Genomic DNA, 5,847 nt, shown 5'->3' with positions numbered 1-5,847 from the left:
AACGTTGAATGAAAATCATTTATCCGAACGCAAATTACGCAAATGGCGCAAATGGCGGCGAATCAACGCAAATAAAAACCTGTGAAACTTGTGGTAAATCTGACCGCTGAACACGAATCAAAATTACGAATGACGAATTACGATGTACGAATGTTGATGGCTGAACGCTGATAATTATGTTAGGCTTTCAGCCCTTGTAAGCCCCGCAGAGTCTCGGAATTTGTCATTCCGAACGCAGGGAGGAATCCTATCTCGAACGCCTCGGCATTCGGCATCGGGCAGTGAGCCGGCGGAGCAGCGAGCAGGGCAAACGAAGAAGTTCATCCGCTCTTGCTCACAAGACGAAAGTTTCATATATTTGTGCCCGTTGTCATGAAATAAAAGTTTAAATTACAGAGAGACATGAAGAAATTTATTGTATTAATGTGTGTATTGATTTGCGGTCAGGCCATGGCGCAAGATGGCTTCGAGTCGCTTGGAGGCGTACGTTTGGGCATGACAGCCAGCGAGGTCGAACAGGTCATGACGGCCAACGGCATGAAGCAAACAGAAACGAAAGGTCGCAGCGTGTTTTACGAAGGTAACGAAATAGAACTTTACGGTGTCCTTTTCAACAAGGCGCGTGTCGAATACACCGAAGACGAGGTGAGCCGGGTAACGTTCGGCCTGTTTATGCCTCGCGACGAAAATACGCGCGGCGCAAAGGTGGAATACGAAGACGGCAAAGTAAGTCAAGTCAGAATCGATCCGTTCGGGCGAGCATCGGGCAGCACGCCCCGTAAGCTTTTCCGCATGTTGCACGAACGACTGAAACGGGCATCGGGCAAGGTAAGCGATGAAAACATCCGTTACCACTACCGCTATACGTTCCGGACGGCCGACGGCACGCAATACGTACGCGCCTCGATCGAAGAAGCTCTGCAGGGAGAAGAAGGCTATCATCTCTATCTCTCATGCGACCGAAATAAGCATTATCAATAATCACAATATAAACAGAACTTAACAATGAAAAAAACAGTCATCTTAATGGGAATGGCAGCAATCGTCGGCGCATGCAAACAAAAGCCGGCCGACACTCCGGCACAGACGCAGGAAAATCCTTTCTTTGCGGAATACACCACACCTTTTCAGGTGCCTCCTTTCGAGGAAATCAAAATGGAACATTACAAACCCGCTTTCCTCCGAGCGATGGAAGAGCATCAGCGCGAAATCGAAGCCATCGCGGGAGATAGCACAGCGGCCAACTTCGAGAACACCATCGTGGCGCTCGATCAGGCCGGACGCTTACTGAGCAAGGTCAGCCTCGTATTTTACGGACTGAACAGCGCCAACACCTCCGACGAGATGCAAGCGCTCAGCCGTGAACTCTCGCCGATGTTATCGAAGCATAACGACGATATCAACCTGAATCCTCAGCTCTTTGCCCGCGTAAAGGCGGTGTATGACCGTAAAGCCGAGCTGGGGCTTGATAAAGAACAGGCCAAATTGCTCGACGAAGTTTATAAAGGTTTTGTACGCAGTGGCGCCAACCTGCCGTCCGACAAGCAGGAACGCCTGCGCGAACTGAACAGCGAAATTTCGCTGCTGCAACTTACCTTCGGACAGAACCTGCTGAAAGAAACGAACGACTTCCGGCTCGTCGTCGATAAGCAGGACGATCTCTCCGGATTGCCCGAAAGCCTCGTGGCCTCGGCTGCCGAAGAAGCAAAGAACGCCGGACAGGAAGGGAAATGGATCTTTACGCTCCACAATCCCAGCGTGATGCCGTTCTTGCAATATTCCGACCGTCGCGAGCTGCGCGAAAAAATGTTCAACGCCTACATCAGCCGCGGTAACCGGAATAACGAGACCGACAACAAGGAAGTGGTGAATAAACTCGTTCGCCTGCGCCTCGAGAAAGCCCGCCTGATGGGCTACAAAACGTATGCGGCTTTTGTGCTTGACGACCGCATGGCCAAAACGGAAGCCAACGTGTATAAACTCCTCGACGAAGTCTGGGCGCCGGCGCTCCTGAAAGCCCAAAGCGAATTATCCGACCTGCAGGCCGCCATGAAGCAGGACGGTCTCGACGAGCCGCTGCAGGGCTGGGACTGGCGTTATTATAATGAAAAGGTCGTAAAGGCTAAATTCGACCTCGACGAAAATGTGGTGCGCCCCTACCTGCAACTCGAAAAAGTGCGCGACGGCATGTTCTACGTTGCCAACCGCCTCTACGGCATCTCTTTTACCGAGATCAAAGACATTCCCAGACCGCATCCCGAAGCGACGGCCTTCGAATGTAAGGATGCCGACGGCACGCATTTGGGTGTGCTCTACCTCGACTTCTTCCCCCGTTCCAGCAAACGGGGCGGAGCATGGTGCGGCTCGTATCGCCCGCAAACGTATAAGGACGGACAGCGCGTGGCTCCCGTCGTAACGATCGTGTGCAACTTCACGAAACCGACAGCCGGTCAGCCCGCGCTGCTGAGTATCGACGAAGCGACAACCATGTTCCACGAGTTCGGACATGCCCTTCACGGCCTCTTCCGCGACGTTCACTATTACGGCATCTCCGGCGTACCGCGCGACTTTGTCGAGCTGCCTTCGCAGGTGATGGAACATTGGGTACTCGAACCCGAAGTATTGAAAGTCTACGCCAAACATTACCAGACGGGCGAAGACATGCCGCAGGAACTTATCGACAAGCTGGATAAGAGCAGCAAATACGGACAGGGATTCATCACAGCCGAATATACGCAGGCCTCGTATCTCGATATGGATTACCACGTGCTGCAGGAAATCCCCGATGGCTTCGATGTCCTGAAATTCGAAGACGAAGCGATGACGCGTCGTAAAGCGCTCGCGCAAATCCCACCCCGATACCGCAGCACCTACTTCAATCATACGATGGGAGGAGGATATACCGCAGGCTATTACAGCTACATCTGGGCGGAGGTGCTGGATGCCGACGCCTTCGAAGCATTCAAGGAAACGGGCGATATTTTCGACCGCACAACGGCCAATAAGTTCCGCCAATATATCCTGACACCCGGCGGTATCGACGATGCCGATGTGATGTACAAAAACTTCCGCGGCAAAGAAGCCACGACAACGCCACTGTTGAAAAACAGAGGACTCAAATAAGACGAATAAAAAACGTTTCTCCATTCCGGCGCGACGCGTATAATATTTCATATTCATCATCGTTTACTAACGTAGGTGATACAAGAACGATAAGCTATGAATAATTTATATGAGTCGCGCCGGAATCTGAAATATGCCTTCATCATCGGAGCCGTACTGATTGCTATCGCCTCGGTCGTCGTGTCCGATATGCTGATCCGGAAACTGGCACGCGAAGAACGTGTGCGAATGGAGATATGGACGGAAGCCTACCGCGTCCTGACAACCGAGAACACGGATCAAAACCTGATGGTCGTCCTCCGCATTATCGAAGGAAACACATCGATTCCTGTTATCCTCTGCGATGATGCCGGAAATATCCTCAGTCACCGTAACATCGACGTGCGCGGCAGTGACGAAGACGCTTTTCTCAAACGGAAAGTCACCGAATTCCGTTCGAAGAATCCGCCCATTTCCGTCGAAATCGGCCCCAACTCATACCAATACCTCTATTACGACGATTCGATCCTCCTCAAACGACTGTTGATGTATCCTTATATACAGCTCTCCGTCGTCTTCGTCTTTATCCTGCTTGCGTTTCTGGCATTAGCCAGCACCAAAAAAGCCGAACAGAACAAAGTATGGGTAGGTCTCTCGAAAGAAACGGCTCACCAGCTCGGAACCCCCATCTCCTCCCTCATCGCATGGATCGAATACCTCAAGACGAAAGAAGTGGACGGCACGTACCTGCACGAGATGGAGAAAGATGTGAAACGGCTCGAAGTGATTGCCGACCGGTTTTCGAAAATCGGCTCCGACCCGGCGCTGAAACCCCTCAACGTGAATGAGGCCATCCGCTCGGCGTGCGACTACATGAGCACACGCATCTCGTCTAAAGTACGCATCGAAACGGAGCTGTCCGACGAACCGTTATTCGTACTCATGAATGAGTCGCTCTTTTCGTGGGTGATTGAAAACCTGACGAAAAATGCTGTCGATGCCATGGAGGGACAGGGTACGATCACCTTCCGCACGGGCAGCCGCAAGCAACGCGGCTGGATCGATGTAACCGACACCGGCAAAGGCATTCCGAAATCACGTTTTCAGACGATCTTCAACCCCGGCTATACAACCAAAAAACGCGGCTGGGGACTGGGCCTGTCACTCGTCCGCCGTATCGTGGAGACAACACCCGGCAGCGAAATTTATGTAAAATCGTCCGAAGTGGGCAAAGGCACAACCTTCCGTATCGAGATGCGCCTCCGCCCACCCACCCAATAAGAGCAGAGTTTCCATCGCTCACATTGCGTGGCAAACCCGCATAAAAACAAATCTGCACAGTTTGCACATCTGCCCGATATGTTATACATTTGCGGTGAATCATCCGTAATATATCGAGGGGAAAACAAACAACATGAAAAACGATGCATACATCGAAAATCTTTTCAGAAAAATAGCCGTTCATGACAGCCGCGAGGCTTTCAAAGAGTTATTTTTTGAATTTTACCCCGCTCTGTGCGTTTTTGCTCAACGGTATGTAAATGATCTGGAGACTTCGGAAGATATCGTGCAGGAAACATTTCTGAAAGTCTGGAAAAATCGTAAAATCATCGACATCCGCATCTCTTTCCGCAATTTCCTGCTTACCAGTGTCCGCAACAGTTGTACGGATTATCTGCGTAAAGAATCGGTTACTGCCCGATATACCGATCAAGTCGAGCTACCCCATGCCTTCATGTCGCCCGAAGATTTCTACACCTTGAGCGAACTTGAAGCCCTCCTTCACCAGGCGTTGGAGAAATTATCACCCGATATTCGCGAAGTATTCGAGATGAACCGCTTCAACGGACTGACGTATCGCGAAATTGCCACGCAACTCGATGTATCTCTTAAAACCGTCGAAGCCCGCATGAGCAAAGCCTTGAAAACCTTGCGGAATGAGCTGAAAGATTACTATCCGTTACTACTCCTGCTGTGTGCGTATATCGATACCATGGGTAATCTGCCATCAGGATAAATGACGCTTGGTAAGAAAACTCATCTAATCTGTGGTTCGAGTTTGAACAATCGTAGCCGTTTGCTTGTTTAAATAACGACAAAAATATTTATCATCAAAATAAAACAAAGACAATGGGAAAATTTGTAATTTCAACCCGAAAGAACGGTGAATTTCAGTTTAATCTGAAAGCCACAAACGGGCAGGTGATTTTATCGAGTGAAGGTTACACAACCAAGGCTGCATGTATGAACGGAGTAGAATCCGTAAAGAAAAATGCACAGACGGAAAGTCGTTTTGAAAAGCATATCGCAAAAAACGGCAAATTTTATTTTAACCTGAAGGCTACGAACGGACAAGTAATCGGCAGCAGCCAAATGTACGAAAGCGAAGCTTCACGTGATAACGGTATCAATTCGGTGCAGAAAAACGCTCCCGATGCAGCTATCGAAGACCAAACGTTAGCGTAATGTAATGAACGACGACTTTTCATCCGACCGACAGTCAATCGTTCTATAGGTACTGAAATCGTTTTTTTAGGATATATAGGACCGAAAGAGCCAAGAACGCGAAGGGAGTGCTTTCACCCCCTTCGTGATTTCAGCCCAGATTCCGCAATAGAACAAATAAGAATGAATTTAATTCAGGTCTTCAGCCCTTGGTTAAATAGTCTCCCCTTAAAAACAGACAATTCTTTATTGATCAATAAAATAATTATACTTTCTCTTGGGTATATCTGCCGGATTTTG

At 49.5% G+C, this 5,847-nt stretch carries 5 protein-coding genes; all 5 read left to right on the top strand.

From position 1 onward, the window contains the following. Positions 1-402: 402 nt before the first annotated feature. The 5 genes from Q4A89_RS11500 to Q4A89_RS11480 all read left to right on the top strand — a co-directional run bounded on the left by Q4A89_RS11500 (position 403) and on the right by Q4A89_RS11480 (position 5,568). Positions 403-981: a hypothetical protein gene (locus Q4A89_RS11500; RefSeq protein ID WP_303185642.1), complete on the top strand. Its 579-nt coding sequence runs from the start codon at positions 403-405 to the stop codon at positions 979-981. Positions 982-1,005: 24 nt separating this feature from the next. Next, the gene (locus Q4A89_RS11495; RefSeq protein ID WP_303185640.1) at positions 1,006-3,123 is read left to right on the top strand and encodes a M3 family metallopeptidase; all 2,118 of its coding nucleotides are present in this window, start codon (positions 1,006-1,008) and stop codon (positions 3,121-3,123) included. Positions 3,124-3,219: 96 nt separating this feature from the next. Beyond that, on the top strand, positions 3,220-4,383 hold the full coding sequence (locus tag Q4A89_RS11490; RefSeq protein ID WP_303185639.1) for a HAMP domain-containing sensor histidine kinase: 1,164 nt from the start codon (positions 3,220-3,222) through the stop codon (positions 4,381-4,383). 133 nt (positions 4,384-4,516) lie between these two features. Beyond that, on the top strand, positions 4,517-5,119 hold the full coding sequence (locus tag Q4A89_RS11485; RefSeq protein WP_303185637.1) for an RNA polymerase sigma-70 factor: 603 nt from the start codon (positions 4,517-4,519) through the stop codon (positions 5,117-5,119). A 113-nt stretch (positions 5,120-5,232) separates the two neighbouring features. After that, a complete protein-coding gene (locus tag Q4A89_RS11480; RefSeq protein WP_303185635.1) occupies positions 5,233-5,568 on the top strand; it encodes a YegP family protein in 336 nt (111 codons plus the stop codon). Positions 5,569-5,847 lie beyond the last annotated feature (279 nt).

It is taken from the genome of Tannerella sp. (assembly GCF_030528505.1).
Classification (GTDB): Bacteria; Bacteroidota; Bacteroidia; order Bacteroidales; family Tannerellaceae; genus Tannerella.
The sequence above is the reverse complement of the archived record's forward strand: the minus strand, read 5'-3'. Positions and strand labels throughout refer to the sequence as shown.

What these genes read in the sequence shown, in the direction of transcription:
- Q4A89_RS11500 (WP_303185642.1), top strand. Translation starts at nt 403, where the DNA reads ATGAAGAAATTTATTGTATTAATGTGTGTATTGATTTGCGGTCAGGCC.
- Q4A89_RS11495 (WP_303185640.1), top strand. Translation starts at nt 1,006, where the DNA reads ATGAAAAAAACAGTCATCTTAATGGGAATGGCAGCAATCGTCGGCGCA.
- Q4A89_RS11490 (WP_303185639.1), top strand. Translation starts at nt 3,220, where the DNA reads ATGAATAATTTATATGAGTCGCGCCGGAATCTGAAATATGCCTTCATC.
- Q4A89_RS11485 (WP_303185637.1), top strand. Translation starts at nt 4,517, where the DNA reads ATGAAAAACGATGCATACATCGAAAATCTTTTCAGAAAAATAGCCGTT.
- Q4A89_RS11480 (WP_303185635.1), top strand. Translation starts at nt 5,233, where the DNA reads ATGGGAAAATTTGTAATTTCAACCCGAAAGAACGGTGAATTTCAGTTT.